Origin of the sequence: Bacteroides sp. DH3716P (genome assembly GCF_025914115.1) — a bacterium.
Taxonomy (GTDB): Bacteria; Bacteroidota; Bacteroidia; order Bacteroidales; family Bacteroidaceae; genus Bacteroides; species Bacteroides ovatus.
Genome location: NZ_CP083673.1, coordinates 1,792,696 through 1,815,831, shown reverse-complemented (window position 1 = coordinate 1,815,831; position 23,136 = coordinate 1,792,696). Strand labels below are relative to the sequence as shown.

General features: G+C 39.1%; 10 protein-coding genes and 2 pseudogenes. 6 read left to right on the top strand and 6 right to left on the bottom strand.

Features of this window, described 5'->3' with window-relative positions; all coding sequences use genetic code 11:
* From KQP79_RS06310 to KQP79_RS06280, 6 genes and pseudogenes are all read right to left on the bottom strand, one after another.
* On the bottom strand, nucleotides 1–719 hold a 719-nt coding region (locus tag KQP79_RS06310; protein ID WP_264386624.1), incomplete at its 3' end, for a sulfatase-like hydrolase/transferase.
* Between the two features lie 219 nt (nucleotides 720–938).
* A complete protein-coding gene (locus tag KQP79_RS06305; protein ID WP_004310847.1) occupies nucleotides 939–1,958 on the bottom strand; it encodes a DUF4973 domain-containing protein in 1,020 nt (339 codons plus the stop codon).
* A 20-nt stretch (nucleotides 1,959–1,978) separates the two neighbouring features.
* Complete coding sequence (locus KQP79_RS06300) at nucleotides 1,979–4,027, bottom strand: RagB/SusD family nutrient uptake outer membrane protein (protein WP_004310848.1); 2,049 nt, start codon at nucleotides 4,025–4,027, stop codon at nucleotides 1,979–1,981.
* Nucleotides 4,028–4,042: 15 nt separating this feature from the next.
* Nucleotides 4,043–7,132, bottom strand: a complete 3,090-nt coding sequence (locus KQP79_RS06295) for a SusC/RagA family TonB-linked outer membrane protein (protein ID WP_138344024.1) — start codon at nucleotides 7,130–7,132, stop codon at nucleotides 4,043–4,045.
* Nucleotides 7,133–7,144: 12 nt separating this feature from the next.
* Complete coding sequence (locus KQP79_RS06290) at nucleotides 7,145–8,644, bottom strand: IPT/TIG domain-containing protein (protein ID WP_022200102.1); 1,500 nt, start codon at nucleotides 8,642–8,644, stop codon at nucleotides 7,145–7,147.
* 17 nt (nucleotides 8,645–8,661) lie between these two features.
* A pseudogene (locus KQP79_RS06280) lies at nucleotides 8,662–11,246 on the bottom strand (glutaminase domain-containing protein).
* Between the two features lie 472 nt (nucleotides 11,247–11,718).
* Between KQP79_RS06280 and KQP79_RS06275 the strand changes: the two are divergent.
* From KQP79_RS06275 to KQP79_RS06250, 6 genes and pseudogenes are all read left to right on the top strand, one after another.
* Nucleotides 11,719–13,065, top strand: a complete 1,347-nt coding sequence (locus KQP79_RS06275) for a site-specific integrase (protein ID WP_022200104.1) — start codon at nucleotides 11,719–11,721, stop codon at nucleotides 13,063–13,065.
* 788 nt (nucleotides 13,066–13,853) lie between these two features.
* Nucleotides 13,854–14,450 (top strand): annotated as a pseudogene (locus tag KQP79_RS06270) (glutaminase domain-containing protein); the annotation flags it as partial.
* Between the two features lie 67 nt (nucleotides 14,451–14,517).
* Nucleotides 14,518–16,320 carry a family 43 glycosylhydrolase gene (locus tag KQP79_RS06265; RefSeq protein ID WP_224262801.1) on the top strand — a complete coding sequence of 601 codons (1,803 nt, stop codon included), beginning with the start codon at nucleotides 14,518–14,520 and terminating at the stop codon, nucleotides 16,318–16,320.
* A gap of 72 nt (nucleotides 16,321–16,392) precedes the next feature.
* Nucleotides 16,393–17,928, top strand: coding sequence for an IPT/TIG domain-containing protein (locus KQP79_RS06260; protein WP_022200106.1), 1,536 nt, complete (start codon nucleotides 16,393–16,395; stop codon nucleotides 17,926–17,928).
* Nucleotides 17,929–17,941: 13 nt separating this feature from the next.
* Complete coding sequence (locus tag KQP79_RS06255; RefSeq protein WP_022200107.1) at nucleotides 17,942–21,067, top strand: SusC/RagA family TonB-linked outer membrane protein; 3,126 nt, start codon at nucleotides 17,942–17,944, stop codon at nucleotides 21,065–21,067.
* Between the two features lie 12 nt (nucleotides 21,068–21,079).
* Complete coding sequence (locus tag KQP79_RS06250; protein ID WP_061447803.1) at nucleotides 21,080–23,131, top strand: RagB/SusD family nutrient uptake outer membrane protein; 2,052 nt, start codon at nucleotides 21,080–21,082, stop codon at nucleotides 23,129–23,131.
* Nucleotides 23,132–23,136: the final 5 nt, after the last annotated feature.

The window sequence follows — 23,136 nt, the reverse complement described above, 5'->3', positions numbered from 1 at the left end:
GGAGCAAATGCTTCTTGTGTTTCCCAGCTTTTTCTTTCCTTTTGTTTGAATTCCGGTACCCAAGGGGTATGCATATCATCCGGCCATAGGTTTAGGAAGAAAGGTTCGCCTTTATGCTTTTTTACAAACTCAATACTTTTATCTACAAAGTATTCGGTACGTCTCCAGCGTTTTACACTGTCTTTAGCCGACCATATCCAGTTCGTAGCAGTAATTGCCGGTTCCGGATCCGGACTTTCATACGTTGATATATATTCGTCAAAACCATAATTCTTAATAGAAGGTGCATTGTGCACGTCGCGTCCACCTCCCATATGCCATTTACCTATATGTCCGGTAGCATAACCTGCATTTTGAAAAGCGCGTGCCATGGAAGGATTCTTGTCACTCAAAAAGTTACGTTGTTCACACTTTTTGTTGCTGGCTTTATTATTTAAAAAGGTATTAATTCCTACTTCTATGGGAAATTTGCCTGTTGTCAATCCGCAACGTGAAGGTGAGCTGACTGGTGCGGACGAGTAATACTGATTGAATAACAATCCGTCCTGCGCTATCTTATCAATATTCGGAGTAGGAACAAACTTACCCCCATAACAACCGATATCCCCGATTCCCATGTCATCTATATAAATGACGACTACATTAGGTTTTGTCTCTGCCTGCATACTGGCTACGGGTAATAAAGCTCCCAACCAAGGCAAATGTTTTTTGATGTTCATAATTATTCTGATTTAATTAACTGTACTTTTTGTCGGTTTCGTGTGACTGACTTACAGAACAAAAGTAGGGAGGTTTTTTAAGAGAAAGGGAAAAATACAAATCAATAAAGGAAAAAAACAGGTAAACAAAGATGAGGAACAGCTAATCTAAACCCATATATAAACAAAATAGGGAAGATATTATTCCTATATCTTCCCTATCTCCACTCATTTATAAGATTACCATTCTATTTGCTGGTCTTCGTCCGGAATCTGTGTATTGATATTCCGTTGTAGCGTCATGCTTCCTTCCACTCTATATTTGATAGGGATAACTTCCGTATCACTTCCACCATAGGTAAAATCCTGGAAATCATATTCAAACATGATTTGAACATAACGACGTTCCAAATAAGGGCGTGTAGCATCCATAATCGATGTACTACTATAGATAGGTGTTCCTATTAATTCAAATTCCATTTCATTATTGGGATCGTCCGGCTTCATATCCAATGTTCCATCTTCTCTGAAGTGTACATTGATTTTGTACTTCTTACGTATGTCTTTATCCATATCCTCATTAATCAGACCGGCATAAAAGAATACGGAATTGTTATCTATCACATATCCTGTACGCTTGTTCGTCGTTCTTGCATTCGTATCAGGCTTACCATTTATATAAGTGTACACTTTCATGGAAGAAGCCGTGTACGAACCGGAATAATCATTAAAAGGTACTACCTTCAACAAAGCTTTTGCATAGTTCTTACGTGGATGACTTTGATAATCATAGGCTCCATCATCAACAATAGTTAACGGTAAAACCCATTTCTCCAACATATCAATGCCTTGTAGATTAAAATCAATATTTAATTGTTCTACGCACGAACCGGCAGGAATATGTACCGTTTCGGGAAATTCATATTTATCTTCCTCCATTTCCGTATACCACAATTCCGGACGATAAAGACTAAAGCGCTCGATATTCAACGTTTTCAATGTGTCCTTATCCACTGCTATATGTATATCTCGGTCTTGTCCATTCACTGTAGAGCCACTGATAATGACAGGCAGCTGATAAGTCACTTTTCCATTATCCTTATATCTGACGTAGATGGTAGTAACACCATCGCCTCCTGAAGCGATAGGTGCTTTGAAAGATACGTATTGTTCATACTGCTCATCTTCCCACTCATTATTACAAGCGGTTCCCAAGACGATGACAGCCAATAAACTTAAATAAATATATATATTCTTCATATCATATTCTTATTAGGAGATTAATCATTGTATGTCCATCCCGGGTTCTGCGTCAACCGTTTATTACGTTTCAGCTCATCGTGGCTGATAGGCCAGAAATAGAGCTTACGCGAGAAGGCAGTAGGTAAGTCTGCAATTTCAATCGGAGTATAGAATTGTTCTCTCTGCTCCTCCGTATCCGACATATAGAAATTACATCCGTAGTTTTTCTTGGACTCTTCCACTTCTGCATCTTTCCATCTACGTAAATCAAAATAACGCTGCCCTTCGGCCATGAGTTCAATTTGACGTTCACGTTTCAGCTTCTTGCGGAATACATCCCGATCTTGGTACTCCGACATGGTATAATCGGGTACACCCGCACGGCGACGTATCTGTCTGATACCTTTTTTCATTTCATCAATATCACGTTTGACGGAATAACTGGTAGAACCATCCCATGATGCTATGTCATATGAAGATCCATCCTCCAACTCATTCAAGGCTTCGGCATAGATCAATAAAATTTCGGCAAAACGAATGGCAGGTTCTGCTTTTGCTTTTATTTCCTTACGATTCGTATCATCCGGGTGTACATACTTCATGATACCGATGCCAGATCGTAAATAAACACCAGTACCGGAGAAACCGTCCGTATTGATACCGTAATAATAGTTGACTTGTTTCTCAACGTCATTCTTATAGTCCGTTGTCTCTGCATTTTTCAGTAAAGCCCACACACAGCCATTATAAGAAACCGAAGCATAAAAACGTGGTTCTCGGTTGGCATATTCCTTATACACCCCTTCTTTTAGTTGAGGGTATGTACCTGCCTCAACCTCCTCTTTAGTGACAAAACGTGTGCCGTAAGGGTACTCTTCTTTAAAATGTTCTCTGCTAAATTCGTCTCCATTTGCCATATAATAAGCGTCACACATCTTCTGTGTCATGCCATACGCATTACTTCCTCCACCCAAAGTTTTCGGCATTTGAAGTTTCACCATTTCAGCAATACTATTGGCTCCCTGATTACGCCCACGGCTGAAAATCAACTCCGGATTTTGGTACATCGCTAATGAACCATTAAAAACAGCACGATAAGACTCATAAGGGTCTATATCACTATATCCACCTTCATTCCATGTCTTTGTTGAAAAGTCCTTATCCTGATAAGGAGCAATGGTAGCAGGATATCCGGGTTCAGCAATATTAGTTGCTTTCTTATGGTAAAGTTCATAACGACGCCCGTTATTTTCTCCGGGAAGTTCCATCACATCTCTTGCCGCAGCTGCAGCTCTAGCCCATTTGTATTCATTATATTCCTGAGACATCAGACATCTTCCTTCATAATCTACCAAATCCGAAAATTTATCAGGATCTCCCGGACGTGGATTATTGATAGGGCTTGCCGAATATACCAATGCTCTGGCACGAGCTGCCAATGCTGCTCCTCGCGTGGGACGTGCCACCTGATTAATGGCCCGGGCCAGAGGCAGGTCTTTGGCTGCCAGGCACATCTCCGATTCGATGTATTCCACACATTCATCATACGAATTACGCTGAATTTCCAAATCATCATAATCGGCAGTATAGTCAAGTCCATCATCTGGCAATAAGGGTACAGGACCGTATTTACGTAGTAATAACCAATAATAATACGCACGCACGAAACGGGCTTGCGCTTTCAGATCGGCTCTCTCTTCTTCCGTATATTTCGTATTCATGTCAATATTCTGAATGAAGATAGACGCTTGACGAATACCTTTATAACTATCCCCCCACGAATGCCGGTAACCTTCATCATAAGTACCAGTCTTGAATGTCTTGTACGCATCAAGACTATTCCCACCGAAATAAATATCATCGGCGAAATTAGTGATTGTATTAAGCATGTTAGATACTTCCAGATTGTATCCACCTAAATAGGAATAGGCATTCGCCAACCATTCTTCCGTAGATTCCTTGTCAGTAAAAACATCCTCCAAAGACCGGCGGTCTTTGAAATATTTGTCAGAGTCGAGTTTATCCGAACAAGCGACGGCAATCGCACTCAACATAATACCAATATACAGTTTATATATCTTTCTCATTTTTCATGCATTTAATTAGATATTCACAGTTAATCCCAAAGTAAACGTCTTAGCAAGCGGATATTTCTCACCGTTAGAGACTCCCATTTCCGGATCCCATTCTTTAAATTTAGCAAACGTCAAGATATTGGTACCAATGAAAAATACACGTATCTTGTTAAACCGCATCTTGTTCACAATTGATTTCGGCAATGTATAACCTACTTCCAATGTTTTCAAGCGTAAATAAGATCCATCTCTGAGCCAATAGGTAGAAGCTCTATAATTATTATCATTCCCTCCATAACTAAGCCGAGGATACGAAGCATTAGGATTCTCATTAGCCGGAATACCCAATGTGGCAGCTGTCTCCGCATCGACATAGCGATCTTTCACTAAATTCGTCAGAATATTTCCCCACTGACTATCCTTAAAGGCATATACAGTAGAACCATTAATGAAGAATGAAGACTTGCCTGCTCCCTGGAAGTGAGCATTAAAATCAAAACCTTTCCACTGTGCAGAAATACCAAAACCATATATCAAGTTAGGCTTTGTTGTCGCACCAATGGCCACTTCATCACTAGCATTAATGATTCCATCCCCATTGACGTCTTTATATTTGATGTCACCCGGTTGTACCTTTCCCCAATTAGTCTGCTGCGGACTATTTCGTATATCATCGTAATCCTTAAACAATCCTAAAGCTATTAATCCCTTTGCCTGATTAACCCTGTAGCCAGCCTCTTTTTGATAAGGATAAACTGCGTTCATCTCATCTTTTTCCAGAATTTCATTTTTGCTGTAAGTAAAATTACCACGAACAGTCAAATTGACTTTTCCTATCTTCTGCTTGTAGGCAAAATTGCCGTCGAAACCTTTCGACCGGACACTTCCCACATTCGCTTTTGGATTACTATTCACCCCCACAATACCTGGTAGATATTTACGTTCCATATAGATGCCATCACGCTGTTCATGAAAATAATCTACAGTAGCCGTAAACTTATCATTGAATAAAGATAAGTCTACACCCGCATCATGCTTGGTTGCAATTTCCCAGGTGACATTGTTAGAGGCCAACTGTGTATACTGCATTCCTGTATATACATTATCCGTAGAACCATAATCACTCCAAGTCCAACCACTTCCATCATCCTTGATAGTATACAAATAAGGGAAACGTACATCCATCTTATCATTACCAACCTTACCATAAGAGTAACGTAACTTGAACATATTCATCCATTTCAGATGTTTTTTAACAAATTTCTCTTCTGCTATATTCCAAGCTAAAGAAAAGGCTGGAAAAAAACCGAAACGATGCCCGTCAGCAAAATTCTCCGAACCATTATAACCAAAATTAAAATCGGCAAAGTAGCGATAATTCCAGTTATAACTGGCACGCCCCGCCAATCCCATGTGACGTTTGGCAATACCATTTTTTACATCTGTTCCAATATCTACTGTGGTCCGATAAGCATCCTGGCTATATTTTAAAGTACCACCTACGTGATGTGCTTTGAATGCACGATTATATTGCAAATAGGCCTCTAAAAATTCACGGCGCTCACCAGTGGAAGAACTCGTCTGTTCCATTGGTCTCTCGGCACTTTGTTGCTTGAAAATCAGGTTCCCGTCATCGTCACGTTCTCTTTGGGCGCGCCATGTCTCCGGCATTCTTATCCGGTTTATTTCACTCTGATTATTCGTATCAAATCCGAAACGGCCTTCAAAGCGTAAGCCTTTGGTAATGAAGTCCAGCTTTTGCTCCAGAGAAATATTTGTCTGAATCTTATTATTCCAGATTTCTTTATATCCAGTCTGTGTAGCAAGTACCCAAGGATTTTTGCGATTATCTTCTACTCCATGTGCAGGAATGTAACCATTAGAGTACATAACAGGAATACTGACCGGATTCTGCCCCATTAATGAAGTCCAGACATTAGAGCCCTGTCCCGGTGCATTACGCTTCTTTAGCGAACCGGATACACCAACTTTTACAAGAGTAGTCTTTGTTACATCAATATCCGTATTCAAACGGTAATTCCAACGCTGACTGCTAGGATTGGTATTGTAATCCTTACGCATGGACTCGTCTGTTTTGTACATTCCCTCTTCATTCACATAACTAAGCGATACAAAATAACGTGCCGTACTACCACCACCACTCATATTCAGATTGGCACGATAGGTCATGGCTCCATCTTTTAACAACACATCCATCCAGTCAACATTCGGATATAAATCCGGATCAAGCCCCAATCGCAGAATTTCCATTTCATCCTCTTGATAAATTCTCTCTTGGTTACGAGTAATTCGCGCTTCATTCATCAACATGGCATAACTGTAACCATCCGCAAATTCCGGAGTAATAGTGCGGGCATTATAAGAAGTCTCTACTTTGGCATTAATCTTGATCTTGCCTTCCTTACCATGTTTAGTGGTGATCAGTACTACACCATTTGCACCACGAGGACCATAAATCGCCGTCGTAGAAGCATCTTTCAATACAGAAAAGGATTCGATATCTTCAATATTGATCTCATCCAAATCGCGTTCAAAACCATCAACCAGCACTAATGCAGAGCTATTGGCTCCAAAAGTGGAAATACCTCGAATCCAGAATTCAGAAGTATTTACACCCGGTTGTCCGGAAGTCTGCATGGCAAGAACACCTGACACATTTCCAGCCAATGCATTAGAAAGATTTGCTGAAGGATTTGACTTTAATACTTCTACATCTACATTCGTCACCGCACCAGTCACTGTTAATTTCTTCTGTGCTCCTGTACCAGTGATTACAACTTCATCAATTTCCCTAGCATCCGATTCTTTCATCGATACATTAACCAAACTCTGACGTTTCACTAATATCTCTTGCGTATCAAAACCAATATATGAAAATACCAAACGAGAAAATTCCTCAATATTTATTTTGTAACGTCCGTTGATATCCGTTATCGCTCCTAAACCAGGTTTATCCTTCACTGTCACATTGACACCAACCAATGGTTCTTTATTCGTGTCCGTCACGACTCCTGTTACCTCAATTGTCTTCTCTTGAGCAAAAAGGGAAACAGAGACTAATAACAGACAAATCGTAATAAATTCTTTTATTCTCATGTGTTCTTCTTTTTATTGATTTTCTTGGTTTTGATTGTCATTGGATTCTTCTCCGCCTAAATCATCAGGGGCCTGTTCTTTGGCAATCTTCCGAATCTTATAATTTCCCGAATCACCTACATAGAAAGTCTTTGTTGCCTCATTGTAAGCCAAAGCCACCGGTTGATTAAAGCGTGCTCTCTCACGTACTTCTCCATTTTGCTTACCCCATTTATAGCTACTTGCAGAAGCAGAACCGCGTCCGGCAAACGTAGAAACCACCCCATCCGGAGTCAAGATTCGAATACAATGATTTTCTTTATCTGCAAAATAGAAGTCATACCAATCATCTTTGTTGGCTGCCTTATACTCTTCATTGAGCACAAAGACACCTTGGCCAGGCTTATTGATACGCGCATTGATACCTACAAGATCCTTATAATCTGCCTGGCCGGATTGCCCACATACAATATACGGAGTTACCAACTTTTTAGTTTCTTCATCGTAATTGGAACGAAGTATATAATGCGATTCATGCATGATGATATAAACATATTTACCTGTTGGATGAGGAACCATACTAAAGTCAACCGTCTGATTAGGTACACTAAATGCCAAAAGTTCATTCAACCCTGCTCCACCAGGAACTTCCGGATTGTTATTATAGCCGTTTTCTTCAAAATTATATCTGTACACATTGCCTGTTGCACGATGATTGAAGTAAAGCTCTCCCGTTTGTGGAAGTACCATAGACCCATTGCAAGCATTACCACGCGCCAAAGCTACCCAACTGGACTCTTTGAAATCCTGCCCGTCTGTACTGCTTTCACGCTTTAAAATAATATTGTTTCTATTCTTAGCACCACCATTTTGGGGAGCCGCCAATATCATATCATCATCATTAGTCCATGTAATAGTAGTTGCGCGGTTAATATTATCTAGCTTCTTGGTATAGATCATTTCTTGTTCCAGATCCAGCACCCTCAAAAGCCCATTATTTTGAGACAAATAAAGGATATTAGAATGTTGAGGATCGAAAGAAAACCAAAAAGGATAATCTATCTTTCCACAATCGTCAAACGGACCTGTTTCTACAATATTTCCCTCACCCAATTCATCTACATCACCGCATAAGTCTGTTACTACCATTTGCGGTTCGTACTGATATTTTTCAGATGCTATCACAGTTTGCTCACCCACTTTTACTTCAATAGTTCCTTCGAAACAGCTTTCCGGCGTAGAACAGTAAATACTAGTACCTTTAGCACTAATAACAATAGCTTCTTTTCCACCTACCTTAACGGAAACAAGAGAAGGATCTGTGCCAAAATTACTGCCATAGATAATCATCTTCTTCTTTCCACCTCCCGACTTGGGTGTGAAATCAGTTACCTCTACTGGCTGATTCGGATCATAAGGTGCTGATGTCTCGTCTTTGCTATCTTTGCAGCCAGTAAAACAGACTGCAAAAACGAATGCCAACATCATACACTGTAACCCTATGCTCCCATGTTTCATAGTTTTACATTTCATAATACACTAGATTTAAATTATTGATTATTCTGAACTTTATCCATTAATACCTTCATCCAGTATCCTCCAATCACCGAACGAGCTCTAAAGCCAACCCATCGTCCGCTGTCTGTATGGTGCCAGTCACTGATAGGTACACGAGATACTGTTTCATTGATATATTTATAGACTGGATCAGAGAATCGTTGGAAAGTATCCTTATCCGGGGACATAGCCGCTGTCCACATGATCCAGTCAGATTTTGTGTATTCTTTACGCGAATCCAGAGGAAGTCCATAAGGATTCTGTTTGGTCAAATAATAGTTTATTTCTTTTCCGATTACATTGTTAGGAAATAAATTCAGGTTCCATAACTTATCCCAAACCATGTTATATTTTTGACTCCAGGTATCTTTACGGTCAAAAGCCAGACGGTAATGATCACCCTCATTCGCCATTTCTTCCCATTTCACCGCCATTTTCTTGGCTATAGCCGCATATTTGTCTGCTACATCATTTAATCCGAGCATCCGAGCCATTTCGCTGTATCCGGCCACTCCCATGATCGCTTTCACGGAAAGATTGGCATTATGAGCCCAATGTCCGGCGAAGTCATCCGTNCCATGATCGCTTTCACGGAAAGATTGGCATTATGAGCCCAATGTCCGGCGAAGTCATCCGTGCAAAGTTGGTTTTCCGGGTCCTGTCCATACTCTACTAAATAATTGGTCCATGTCGTTAGAATGTCCCAATATTTCTTAGCATAATCTGCATTACCTTCAATTTTCGAAATAGCTGCAGTTAGAATCACCATATTACCACTTTCTTCAATCGGCATGTCACCACCATAAACTTGTCCATTAGCTATTGGATAAGTGCCAAGGTCATGTGCTGCGAAAGGTTTATCCCAGCGACCGCTAGCACTATATTCAAAGATACTAGTCATCATTGCCTTTTGTAAATCAGGATTATAGACCAAAAACAGGGGAGCAGACGGATAGGTCAGGTCGACTGTATTGATACAACCATTACTGTTATTCTCTTTAGAGAACCACATCAGATTGCCTTCTTTGTCTGTAAATAGTTTGTGAGCAGAAATAACTTGACGATAGGCTGCAGAGCATATTTCTGCATATTTTTTACCACCTGCTTTTTCTGCATCGTTATAAATAAGCTCATCAAGTGCACGACAACGCTCCATGATGGATTGATAGTTATCTCTTAGTTTTTCGAAAGCTTCAAAAATCGTTACTTTACCATCATGCTTCCAATATCCCATACGTTTCTCATACATATATTCAATGGAATAAATGTCATCATAACCGATCATCAAGAAACCATCTTTACCATCTTTGGTAACAGTTCCAAAATTATGTACATAAGCCATTGCAGGAGTATTTTCTTCCCGACGAGTAATCCATTTGGTCTTACTTGAAGCTAAAGTCCCATTTTTAACAAAAGCTTCCTTCATTCCGCTATAGTCACCCAAACTTATAGATTTTCCTGCTCCATTTACACTACCAAGATATACATATCCCCAGTCAGCACAAATCAAATCACCTTTACGATCACATATCGGCTGGTTGATGGTGCCAGCTTCTACATAACTAATACCATTTTTCGATAATGTACGTGCAATAGTAGGCTGAGTAGTCTCATTCACTGCTAATACCGGAGTCGTTTCTATATAGAATTGTACATCATGCTCTTTTTTATCAAGAGGACACACGCGATAGGAGATGTAGTTAATCGGAGTTGACAACAAATCCAAGTCATCTATCAATTGAGGCGCTGTAAATACAACATCTAATTCGACAGGTCCGCAGGTGAATGTATAGTAACTGGAAGTGGCTAGTACATCTACCGATTTCTGTACAGCCTCATTTTCAAATGTTACTGCATTTTTCTTTTCACGATATAAACCAAAATCCACATAAGATCCTCCAGTTGTGTTATGACAATGCGCTGCAATCACATTTTTGCCATTACGAAGTTTTTTCTTGGCTTCATCTGAAAGTTTTAGGTTTACATTATTCTTCCATACGAGATCTGTAGCAACCAGTTTTTCTCCATTTAAATATAATTCGAATACATCGTCATGAGAATAAATAAGAAAAATATTCTCTGTTAAATCCAAATCATTTATTTCAAATGTACGGCGGATATAAATATCTGTATTATCTCCTTTCCATTCTGTGCGAACACGTGGCATATCACGGCTACCGAAAGCTGCTTTACCTTTTTTCCAACTACTATCATCAAACTGGAATTCTTGCCATCCATTTGCTGGTTGACTATTAGTATATGCAGCCTCCCAACGTTCCACATTTGTCATGGGAGCAATAGGTATTAAAGCTACTTGATCTTTACCCAGGAAACGATACACTTTACCATCTACGCGTAAAGCCCCTACTAATGGTTTCTTAGCTGTAGTCCAGTGTTCTGTACTTCCTTCCATTAATTTATCATAGGGAGACCAGATAGAGAAGTGAGGATCTGAAACAACGATAGGTACCGATGGAGTACGTAACGCTACCTCTTTTACTGGTTTAAATAAGTTGCCGGTTTGAGCATTTGCGAATAAACCGACCGAAAAGGCCATTACTGTTAGTAGTTTCTTCATAAATATTTTCTAATTAATCTACAATTTTAAGGTTACCCATCTACAATCTTGTTTACCTATAAAAGAAAAACAAACCCTACGTTTTCTTTTATTTCTCTTTTTACCTTCTTACTATTACCTTTTAAATGCAATCTTACCTTTCTTATCGCTATACCTAAATAATATATTAAAATCAGTACTGTCGAATATTTATAAATGCTAGAGGAAAAGTTTATATAGAATTGTGTGTTTCAGGTAGGACCCAGGAGTCATACAAATCCATTTGTTTTTCCATAGCATTTTATTTGTAACGCTACAAAATAATGGAATTAATGCTAAATATTAGGAAAATCTGTGTTCAAGAAAGGACAAAATCTATTCTTTTTTCAAATTTTGAGTGTTTTTAAAGTGCAAAATAAGTCTCTTACAGTGTGCTTTGAGTAGTTTTTTTCCTTTTTGAGCAATATTTATCCACTTTTATTAAGATAGTACAATGTTTTTGGAGGTTCTAGCTTTTAACGATGAGATATTGCTCATATCGAATAGCTTTTGTAATTTTGCAATACGAAAGCAATACAGATTTACTATCGCAAAATATACTCCATATATTAAACCAAAGTACGTCACTCGAGAGGGGACTACTGTCCTCTATGTTCGATATAACTACAATCGAACTAAGCGTACGCTCATCTCTACTGGATACAGTATTAAACCGGAACACTGGGATTCTAAAAAGAGATGGATTAAGCGCGCTTGTCCAAACTATGATGAAATTGATGCCTGCCTGATTAGAATAACGTCCAAGCTTGGAGAAATTCTTACATATGCTAAGATAAACGGAATAAGTCCAACCGTAGATTTTGTTTTACTTGAATTAAAAAAAAATAGAGAATATGAATTACGTCCTAATCGGGTAGATATATTTGACGCATTAGAAAGATATATTACAGAAAAAGCTCCAGTTGTTTCTGCAGATCAAATAAAAGACTACCGAACACTTCGTAAACATCTGATCGCTTTCAAAGAACATTCATCGCAACCAATTACTTTTCATAACCTGAATCTTATATTTTATAATGAATTCATGGATTATTTATTTTATAAGGTTATAAAGCCCGATGGGAGTGTTGGCTTGCTCACTAATTCTGCAGGAAAAATTATACGTTTGTTAAAGGGATTTGTTAATTATCAAATAGATAAAGGAGTTATTCCTCCAATTGACTTGAAGCATTTTAAGGTCGTAGAAGAAGAAACTGATGCTATTTATTTAAGTGAAAAGGAGCTTTCAACAATACACGAGTTAGACTTGTCAGATGATAAGCAATTGGAAGAGATTAGAGATGTTTTTATTACTGGGTGTTTTACAGGACTACGATATAGTGATCTCTCAACATTAAGTCCCGAACATATTGACTTAGATAATGAGATTATAAATCTTAAACAGAGAAAAGTGCATAAAGCTGTCATAATCCCTATGATTGATTATGTACCGGAAATACTCAAGAAATACAACTATGATTTACCTAAAATCCCTAGATATATATTCAACGAAAGAGTTAAAGAATTGGGGCGAAGAGCAAAATTAAAACAAAAAATTGAAGTTGTTCGCAAAAAAGGAAAGGAACGGGAAAAGAGAGTCTATGAAAAATGGGAGATGATCTCTTCTCATACTTGCCGACGATCGTTTTGCACAAATATGTATTTATCCGGCTTTCCTGCCGGAGAACTTATGCGCATATCCGGGCATAAAAGTCCATCTGCATTCATGAGATATATAAAGGTGGATAATCTACAGGCTGCAAAAAGACTAAAAGAACTTCGAGCTAAACTTGCCAGGTAAAGATTGAAATATTTCATCTTAGTTATTTCAAATTATGTTCTATTTTTCATATATGCAGAAGAATTAAGATTCTATTGAGTTGCTAAATAGAAAAAAGAAAGTCACATTTACATCATATATATTCTTTTTATTGAATATATAGCATAATTCTTTATAAATATGTACTTTTTCCTACTATCGAAAAGATGTTTTGATATAATGAAACAAGTCGTTGGTTTAAAAGGAACATCTCTTACCTTTAAAAGAAACTACTTATTGGTTTAAAATAAACCACACTATGGACTCCTGAATGGGGTTCTAACATCTACTTTCCTTATTACCTTAAGCTATCACACAATAACATTTCTCTGCAAAATAGCATAAAAAGATAGATAAATCATTCCAGAAAGCTTTATTTACGTCGAATTCATTCAACAAGAGTAATTATTCAATCTATTTGATTCTTAATATCTTAAAATGCTGCTAGTTTTTATGTCATAAAAGAAATTACATAGATAAATGGAAAGAGAGAGAGGAAAAATATTCATTTTTTCAGATTAGTCCATTTCTCATCTTAGACTACCACTACATTTATCCATTAACTTTTTATTTATTAAAAGTCTGCTCATAAATTAGAATTTTGTATTTCATTTAATAGCCACAACAACACAAAGACAATACAGCATGAATGTATTCTATTGTATTTCAATTAGTTAACAAATAACAATTTAGTCTGGACAGGACCCGGAAAACCAACTTTGCACGGATGACTTCGCCGGACATTGGGCTCATAATGCCAATCTTTCCGTGAAAGCGATCATGGNACGGATGACTTCGCCGGACATTGGGCTCATAATGCCAATCTTTCCGTGAAAGCGATCATGGGAGTGGCCGGATACAGCGAAATGGCTCGTATGCTCGGATTGAATGATGTAGCAGACAAATATGCTTTAATAGCCCAAGAAATGGCGATGAAATGGGAAAAAATGGCAAACGAAGGCGATCACTATCGTTTGGCTTTTGAACGTAAGAACACTTGGAGCCAAAAGTATAATATGGTGTGGGATAAGTTGTGGAATTTGAACCTATTCCCTAACAATGTAATCGAAAAAGAGCTCAATTATTACCTGACTAAACAGAATCTTTACGGACTTCCTTTGGATTCCCGCAAAGAATACACCAAATCCGATTGGATCATGTGGACGGCAGCTATGTCATCAGACAAGGAAACTTTCCAGAAATTCTCTGATCCTGTTTATAAATATATTAACGAGACAGTATCTCGTGTACCTATCAGTGACTGGCATCATACTGATAGTGGTAAGTGGGTTGGCTTCAGAGCACGTTCCGTGATTGGAGGATACTGGATGCAAGTGTTAATGAATAAATTGAGTGGTAGCAAGTAATTTTCTATTAGGGAGTGATATTATGTGTAACTTATCTACTGTATCAATTCTTCGATGGAATCTAGTAATGCTATTGAGCACACTATTCTGGTTTTCCTGTTCGACAAGCGATAATAATGAAGAGTCGAATGGAAAAGAAGGAGATGAGACTAATGTATCTGTGTATTTACAACAGAATGGATTCCAGAATTTGAATCTAGTGCCCGACCAGAATTTCGTTTCATACAATGTGCTTGTTTGCAAGAGTACCCTTTTGAATGGAGAGATATCTGTTCGATTGAAAACTTGGAGTGACAGTGAATTGAAAGCTTATAATTCTAACAATGGAACAAACTTTCAACTGCTTCCAGAAGATCTTTATCAGCTAGAGGAAATGTTAACACTGAAAGCGAATGAGAAACAAAAAAGTATAGAAATTCAATTTCATTCCTCTGAAATCTTCTCAAGATGGAAGAGGGAAAAAACTAATTATGTACTCCCTCTTCGGTTAGAAAGTGCATCGGTTAGCGCTCAAGAAAACAAAAGAAATTTACTTCTTACGATAGATGTCCAAGCAGCTATTGTCAAGTTGGAGAGTATTAGCGGAGAAATACTATTAAACCAAGAAAAAGTAGAAGTAGACATTAAATCTTATTATGATTTTAGTGGCACAAACCAGAGTACATTTCATTGTACGTTAAGTGTTGCACCAGAGGCTGTACAGTTGGTAAATGATTATAATGCAGCTCATGGAACATCTTATGAGTTGCTACCTGATGACTCGTATACTCTTGGTGGGTTGACTTATTCTGCAGGGAATAATCAAGCTTCTACGAAATTAACTATTCAATCAACTAAACTACATCCTACGTACTATCTACTTCCTCTGTGTCTAACGAATGCCGATAGCGAAACAGTGTTAATAGATAAGTCTGTCCGGATATTGACATTAGTGCGTGGTTATTGCAATCCGATTATTGCTTTTAGCGCACCAGATCCTACAGTAATTCGTGCCCAAGATGGTTATTTCTATCTCTATGGAACAGAGAATACTCGAAATGTTCCTATTTATCGTTCCAAAAATTTGGTGAATTGGGAGTATAAGGGTACAGCTTTCACGGATGCTACTCGCCCCACTTGGGGTGGCGACCACAATATTTGGGCACCAGAGATACGTTATTTCAATAATCATTATGTGCTTTATTATTCATGGGCTATATGGGGAGATGAGTGGAGAAGTAATGTAGGAGTTGCTGTGTCAGACTCCCCTCTAGGACCATTTATAGACAAAGGGTGTTTGATCGACTCGAAAGTGATTGGGGTACAAAATTCCATTGACCAGTTCTTTTATGAAGACAATGGCAAAAAATATATGTTTTGGGGAAGTTTTCGGGGTATCTATGCTACAGAACTCACGGATAATGGTCTGGAAATAAAGAAAAACACGGATGGAACCCCAGTCCTGAAGAAGCGTATTTGTGGAAATCGTTTTGAAGGGACCAACATATACAAACGTGGAGAATATTATTACTTGTTTGCTTCCATAGGAACTTGTTGTAATGGAGCAACCAGTACATATCAAACTGTGGTAGGGCGTTCAAAGAATGTGCTTGGACCTTATTTAGATAAGACAGGAAGGGATATGTTGTATGATTATTGTGAAATCATTATGAGTGGCAATGAAACTTGGGCAGGACCTGGACATAACTCCATTCTGATTCAGGATGATGTAGGAACTGACTGGATCATCTACCACGGTTACAAGAAGAAAGAAGCCGAAAACGGAAGATATGTTTTAATGGATAAACTGATTTGGAGTAACGATGGATGGCCTTCCGTCAAGAGTAACGCACCTTCCATCTTGGAAGTGGCGCCCTACTTTCAGAAATAAATATCCTATACAGAAAAACAAGTAATACTTATTGCTTATGCGATTTTATTAACATATTTAATCTAATTTATTATGAAACAAAAAGTAATGAAAGCCTGTTTGGGCATTTTATGGGGAATGTTTACATTGACCACTTTTCTATTACAGAGTTGCGATAATGGAAAAGAAGTCACTCCGGCTCAAGGAAGTGGTGGCAGTCCCTTTAATCCGCAGCTTCCTATTAGTGTCAAGGAAATCAGTCCGACTAATGGTGCTGCAGGTCAGAAGGTTCTTATTTATGGAGAAAACTTCGGCAATGACCCGTCTCTGATAGAAGTCACTATCGGCGGACAGAAGGCGCCTGTGGTCAACGTACAATCAACTGTCATATATTGTATTGTACCAACGAAGGCTTATTCGGGTGAAATCCAGGTAACTATCAAACAAGGAGAAGAAATCTATTCAGCCGAGGTAGCCGAAGTTAAGTTTGAATATCAACGCCAAGTGGTGGTAAGTTCCTTGTGTGGTGCAACTAGTGAGCAAGGTTCCAATTCAGCAAAAGATGGTCCGTTTAATGATTGTGGCTCCATTACGAATCCCTGTTTTATGACTTGGGACCCGGAGGACCATAATTTGCTATATGATGCAGAAGACGCAGGAGACGCTGAAGGTGTAGGACAAGGTATTCGTTGTTTTGACTTCACAAACAAGCAGGTCTATACAATGATTCCCAAGAACTCATTTGTAGGCTCACAGCGTTGCCGAACCATTGATTTCTATAAAGATGACAATGGAAAATATCACATGATTGTAGGATTAGCGCAAGGAAATGTTAATAGTACGGCTGTTATGATGTTCGATCGAATTGAAGGAGGAACGAAGCCGTGTGGGTTCACGTGGGGCAATGGAAGGGTGATCGTACAGAACCAAGGATGCCAAGCTGCTGCAATACATCCTACTACTGGCGACCTCTACTTCTCCAATTACCAGAACAGTCTGCTTTATCGGGTAAAGAAATATGTTATAGAGGAATTTGCAACAGGAAAGAGAACAACCCCTGTCAGACCTGGTACAGCAGATGATGCCGCTCAGACAATATTAAAAGTGCAAGACAAAGAATGGGAGTTCAATATTATGATTCATCCAACTGGTAAATATGCTTATTTCATGGTCATCAATCGCAATTATATTCTTCGCTCAGATTTCAATGGGGAAACCTTTACCGCTCCCTATGTCATTGCAGGTGTTAATAGTAACAAAGACACTTATATTTATCAGGATGGGGTCGGTAATCAGGCTCGATTCGGTAATCCCTACTCTGGTGTATTTGTAAAGAACCCGGAATATGCCGGAAATTCGGATGAATATGACTTCTATTTGACAGACAGACATAATCATGCCATTCGTATCTTGTCTCCTTTGGGTCAAGTGACTACCTATGCCGGACGTGGTAGCGCTAGTTTGAATTCAAACCCATGGGGGTATGCAAATGGCCGCTTACGAGAAGATGCACGTTTTAATCGGCCTAAAGGAATTGCGTGGGATGAGCGTGATAATACGATATATGTGGGAGACGCCAACAACTATCGAATCAGAAAGATTGGCCTTGAAGAAGATATTAATGAATAAACACCGTATAAAAATGAAAAAAATAACAATTTTATGTATACTGTTGCTATGTGTAGTAACCGGCACAATGGCTCAGAAAACTGTTACTGTATCGGGTATTGTTTCTGACAGTAATAAGGAACCGCTTATTGGTGTGAATATTATCGTCAAGGATGTTCCCGGATTAGGAGCCATTACTGATATCAACGGGAAATATACCATTAAAGTAGAACCTTATAACCGACTGGTCTTCTCATATATTGGATATAAGACACAAGAAGTATTGATTAAGGAACAGCGTTCGGTCAATATAAAAATGGAAGAAGATGTAGCTACTACTATTGATGAGGTTGTAATCACAGGTACCGGTGCACAACGTAAATTGGTACAAACCGGTGCCATCACTACAGTAGACATGGAACATCTGATGGCTAATCCGTCGTCTAGTGTTGTTAATGCTTTGGCAGGTAACGTTGCAGGTGTATTAGCCCGCCAGACTTCCGGTCAACCAGGACAAAATGTTTCAGAATTCTGGATTCGCGGTATTTCCACATTTGGGGCTGGAACCGGTGCTTATATTTTGGTAGATGGATTCGAACGTAGCATGGATGAAATCAACATTGAGGATATTCAAGACTTTTCTATCTTGAAAGATGCTTCCGCTACTGCAATATACGGTTCTAAAGGAGCTAATGGCGTTGTATTGATTAACACTAAGCATGGTAAATCCGGAAAAATCAAGATTGACATAAAGGCACAAACCACCTACAACATGCGCACTATTACACCTGAATTTGAAGACGGGATTTCGTATGCAAACTTATTGAATGAGTCACGAATTACACGCAATTATGAACCTGTATATCAACCGGAGGAACTGGAGATTCTAAAAAACGGATTAGACCCAGATCTCTATCCGAATGTGGATTGGATGGATTTATTGTTGAGGAAAGGCTCATGGCAACACCGCGTTAACCTGAATTTAAGCGGTGGTGGTTCTACTGCACGGTATTACGCCTCTATTAGTTACCTTGATGAAGAAGGCATGTACAACACTGATAAAGCGTTGAAAGACGATTACAACACTAATGCAAACTATCGTCGTTACAACTATCGTCTGAATACAGATATTGATATCACGAAAACTACACTATTAAAGTTAGGTGTATCCGGTTGGTTATCTAAGAGAAACAGTCCGGGACTGGGTGATGCAGATGTATGGGGTGAACTTTTTGGCTATACCGCCATTCGTACTCCTTTACTTTATTCCAACGGTCGTGTTCCGGCAGTAGGTACAGGCAACAAAACAAACCCATGGGTAGCAGCTACACAGACTGGATTCAATGAAAACTGGGAAAATGTGATTCAGACAAATATTACGTTGGAACAGAATTTGAAGTTTATCACCAAAGGTCTGAAATTTGTTGGACGCTTCGGCTATGATACCTATAATAACAATCACATCAATCGTCGTAAATGGCCTGAGCAATGGAGTGCCGAACGTTCACGCGATGAAAATGGAAATTTGGTATTCAAGAAAATTTCGGATAGTAGCAATATGCATCAAGAAAGTGGTTCTAGCGGTAACCGTCGTGAATTTTTAGATATGATGCTTAATTGGGAACGCGGTTTTAAGGCACATCATCTCAATGCTACGTTGAAATACACACAGGACTCGTACATCAAAACACAAGACTTAGGTGATGATCTGAAAAATGGTGTCAACAGACGTAATCAAGGATTGGCAGGGCGAATTGCGTATAACTGGAACTATCGATATTTCGTAGATTTCAACTTCGGCTATAATGGTTCGGAGAATTTCGCAAAAGGGCATCGCTTCGGTTTCTTCCCGGCATACTCTTTAGCATGGAACATTGCAGAAGAATCATTTATCAAAAAGAATTGGAAATGGATGGGTATGTTCAAAGTGCGTTTCTCTTATGGTAAAGTAGGTAATGATAAGATTCGTCATAACAATGCAGATGTACGTTTCCCTTATCTGTACGCAATTGGCGAGGGCAATAGTTATGATTGGGCAAACTACGGTAGTTCTTATGGATTCACAGGATTAACTTACACAGGACTAGCTTCCGACCAAGTTACTTGGGAGGTGGCAACGAAGAAAGATTTGGGAGTAGATTTGGCTTTGTTTGATGACAAATTCAAATTGACAGTTGATTACTTTGATGAAAGCCGTAGCGGAATTTTCATGCAACGCCAGTATTTGCCAGGTATGATTGGCCTGCAAGGAAAGAGTCCTTTTGCAAATGTCGGTAAAGTAAATTCCAAGGGATTCGATGGCAATTTCTCTTTCAAACAGAAGTTCAATCAGGTAAGTTTGACAGTACGTGGTAATATGACTTACAGCAAAAATGAGATTATTGAAAGAGACGAAGCTAACAATGTATATCCCTATCAAATGCAAAAGGGCTATCGAGTGAACCAGAATAAAGGATTGATTGCATTAGGACTGTTCAAGGATTACGATGATATTCGCAATAGTCCTACTCAAAAGTATGGTCCTGTAATGCCCGGTGATATTAAATACAAAGATGTAAATGGTGATGGTGTAGTGGATGACAACGATATTGTAGCAGTAGGAGCTACTAATCGTCCGAATCTGATTTATGGTCTTGGGCTTTCTGTTAAATGGAAAGGACTTGATGTCAATTTGCATTTTCAAGGCGCGGGCAAGTCGCAGTTTTTCTTGTCCGGGAAATGTATCAGAGCTTTCAGCGAAGGGCAATGGGGTAATATTATTAAAGGAACTTTGGATAATCGCTGGGTAGATGCGGATACTGCCGAGAAATTAGGTATTGCAGCCAACGAGGATCCCAATGCTACTTTCCCCCGCCTAAGTTACACGGACCAAGGAAATGGAAATACAACGATTTATGCTTATACTAATAACTACCGCAACTCTACTTACTGGTTGCGTGACGGTTCCTACGTACGTCTGAAAACGGTTGATATCGGCTACACACTTCCCAAAGCACTGGTTAACAAAATACATTTTAATAATGTACGTATTTTCTTGACTGGAACCAATTTACTTACATGGTCTAGTTTCAAACTCTGGGACCCGGAAATGGGTAGCAATAATGGAGAGAAATATCCATTGTCCAAATCCGTAACGTTAGGTTTGAGCGTTAACTTATAAATGATTAATGATATGAAAAAAATATATATACTATTAATCGCAATTTTTGCGATCAGTTCCACTTCTTGTTCCGATTATTTGGATTCTGATTACATTTTTGAGGATAGAGAAACAATTGATAAAGTTTTTACCGACTATAAAAAAACAGAACAATGGTTGGCACAGGCGTATACCTATTTGTTGGGACAATGTTGTGATGTTGCAAGTAAACGTAATACACCTTTTGTGTTTGATGATTGCATGTATTATGGCGATGATGATGTTACAGTGGATGCAACCAAAGGCGGTGCTTTATCTTATAATAAATTCCGTGAAGGAGCATACGATGAAAACACTTTCCAAGATACTTGGAACCGTTGTTATAATGGTATTCGACAGGCTTCTATTTTCATCCAGTATGCAGATATGAGCATTGAGCATAGTGCGGAGGAAATCATTGACCTCAAAGCACAAGCCCGCTTTGTTCGTGCCTATTACTATTGGTTGTTACTCCGGAAGTATGGTCCTATTCCACTGGTTCCGGATGAGGGTTTTGATTACAATCAGTCATACGAAGATTTGGAACTTCCCCGCAATACATACGATGAATGTGTAGATTATATCGCTAAAGAGATGGTCTTGGCAGCACAGGGTTTACCTTTGAAAAGAGACCAGCTTTCCATTACCCGTCCTACTCGCGGTGCTGCCTTAGCTACCCGTGCTTTGGCAATGCTTTATGCTGCGAGTCCGCTAATGAATGGCAACGATGATGCGTATGCACAGCAAATGGCCAACCGTGACGGGAAACGTTTATTAAATCCTGTATACGACAACAGTAAATGGGCTAAAGCAGCAGCTGCTTGCAAAGATGTAATGGGACTAGGCGTTTACCATATTTATACAGCCGATTTCCGGTCGACTCATTCTATTGCTTTTCCTGCTACCATCGCTCCTCCGATTCACCCGGAATATAGTTATAAACATTTTCCCGAAGGTTGGCAGAATATTGATCCGTTCGAATCTTATCGTTCTCTATTCAACGGACAGGTAACTGCTATGGACAATCCGGAATTGATTTTTACTCGTGGAAAGAATATTTCCGGTGAACGCATCAAAGATATGGTCATTCATCAATTGCCTACTGTAGCTAAAGGATGGAATACGCACGGTGCCACCATGAAACAGGTAGATGCCTATTATATGAGCGATGGTACTGACTGTCCGGGAATGAACTCTGAATATGCAGGCACTCCAGCTTATCAAGGACGCATAGATACTCGCCCTCGCACAACTGGTTATACAACAAATAATACAGATCACAAACCGCTTCCAAATGGAGTATCTTTGCAATATGCTGAACGTGAACCACGTTTCTATGCGTCCATTGCTTATAACGGTATGTACTGGCATCTAGGTAATGAACCAGAAGTTCAGAATCAAGATCAACAAGTATTCTATTATCGCGGAGATGGAAATGGTTATGCAAATAGTATGTTCTGGTTGCGCACCGGCATTGGGGTAGCTAAGTATGTGCATCCTGATGACACCTATTATAATAGCGATGCAGCCAAGGTAAAAGATAAAGATGAACCAGCTATTCGATATGCTGATATCCTGCTGATGTATGCAGAAGCTTTGAATGAATTGACTACTAGTTATGAAGTTCCTTCTTGGGATGGCTCCATCACTTACACAATCAGCCGCAACGTAGAAGATATGCGTACAGGTATAAAACCAATACGCATGCGTGCCGGGGTCCCCGATTATGATGCAGATACATATAGTAACCCGATTAAATTTCGCATCAAACTAAAACGCGAACGTCAGATTGAGCTCTTTGCTGAAGGAAAACGCTACTATGATCTTCGACGCTGGAAAGATGCGGAAGTAGAGGAAGCAATGCCGGTTTACGGTTGTTATACATTTATGAGTAATGCCAATAAAGGCCTGTTCCACACACCGGTTCCTATATCAAATCTTTCTGCTACTTTCTCACCGAAAATGTATTTTTGGCCCATCAAACACAGTGAACTGAAACGAAATAAACTTCTGACCCAAAACCCGGGATGGACCTACAATGATTAATCTAA

Excerpts from the sequence above, each read along its gene's own strand:
- KQP79_RS06265 (WP_224262801.1), top strand. The coding sequence starts at position 14,518 with ATGCTATTGAGCACACTATTCTGGTTTTCCTGTTCGACAAGCGATAAT.
- KQP79_RS06260 (WP_022200106.1), top strand. The coding sequence starts at position 16,393 with ATGAAACAAAAAGTAATGAAAGCCTGTTTGGGCATTTTATGGGGAATG.
- KQP79_RS06275 (WP_022200104.1), top strand. The coding sequence starts at position 11,719 with ATGTTTTTGGAGGTTCTAGCTTTTAACGATGAGATATTGCTCATATCG.
- KQP79_RS06255 (WP_022200107.1), top strand. The coding sequence starts at position 17,942 with ATGAAAAAAATAACAATTTTATGTATACTGTTGCTATGTGTAGTAACC.
- KQP79_RS06250 (WP_061447803.1), top strand. The coding sequence starts at position 21,080 with ATGAAAAAAATATATATACTATTAATCGCAATTTTTGCGATCAGTTCC.
- KQP79_RS06295 (WP_138344024.1), bottom strand. The coding sequence starts at position 7,132 with ATGAGAATAAAAGAATTTATTACGATTTGTCTGTTATTAGTCTCTGTT.
- KQP79_RS06305 (WP_004310847.1), bottom strand. The coding sequence starts at position 1,958 with ATGAAGAATATATATATTTATTTAAGTTTATTGGCTGTCATCGTCTTG.
- KQP79_RS06290 (WP_022200102.1), bottom strand. The coding sequence starts at position 8,644 with ATGAAATGTAAAACTATGAAACATGGGAGCATAGGGTTACAGTGTATG.
- KQP79_RS06300 (WP_004310848.1), bottom strand. The coding sequence starts at position 4,027 with ATGAGAAAGATATATAAACTGTATATTGGTATTATGTTGAGTGCGATT.